This is a genomic window from Aminobacter sp. P4_D5 (assembly GCF_056401815.1).
Window position 1 is genome coordinate 1 of record NZ_JBFUIP010001060.1, and the last position, 591, is coordinate 591.

A 591-nucleotide genomic window follows, 5' to 3' on the forward strand; every position below is an offset into this window, starting at 1 on the left:
CCAAGGAACTGCCCCTCGCGCCCCGCTGGCGCCATGGCGCCGGCGATGGCGTCGGAACTGGTCCAGGTCAGGCAGGAGGCCACGCCCAGCACGGAGCCCAGCGCGAACCAGACCGGGATCGCGGGGTTGGTGCCGAGCCCGGCCAGCGCGAGCATCGACAGCACGACGGCGCCCTGGTGCAGCCGGAGCGCGCCGCCGACCCGTCCGGCGAGCCAGGGCGAAATCGGGGCCGCCAGCAGCGCGGCCACCCAGACGGCAGCGGCATAGAGCCCGACCAGCGCCGGCGAGGCGCCGCGCCCGGTCAGCAGCACGGAGGCCAGCGGCACGCTCATCCAGACGCCGGCGAAGGCACAGGTGGCGGCCGTCACGAAGACGGGGAACTGGATGCCGCGCGGAACGGGCGCAGCCTGAGTCACGGACATGGGATGTTCGGCGCCCTCGGGCGCCTCCTCGAGCATGGATTGCGGGTCGGCGATCGCGGCGGTCAGCCGCGTTTCAGCCCGCATGGTCCGGGGTCGAGAAGCGTCGCCCGCCACGCGGGGAGAGCCACACGCGAAAGGGGGCGAGAGGAACGCATGGCCAGGGTGTGCC

General features: G+C 74.1%; 1 pseudogene. It reads right to left on the reverse strand.

Annotated elements, in window-relative coordinates:
* Window positions 1-506 (reverse strand): annotated as a pseudogene (locus AC1DWF_RS36660) (hypothetical protein); the annotation flags it as partial.
* Window positions 507-591: the final 85 nt, after the last annotated feature.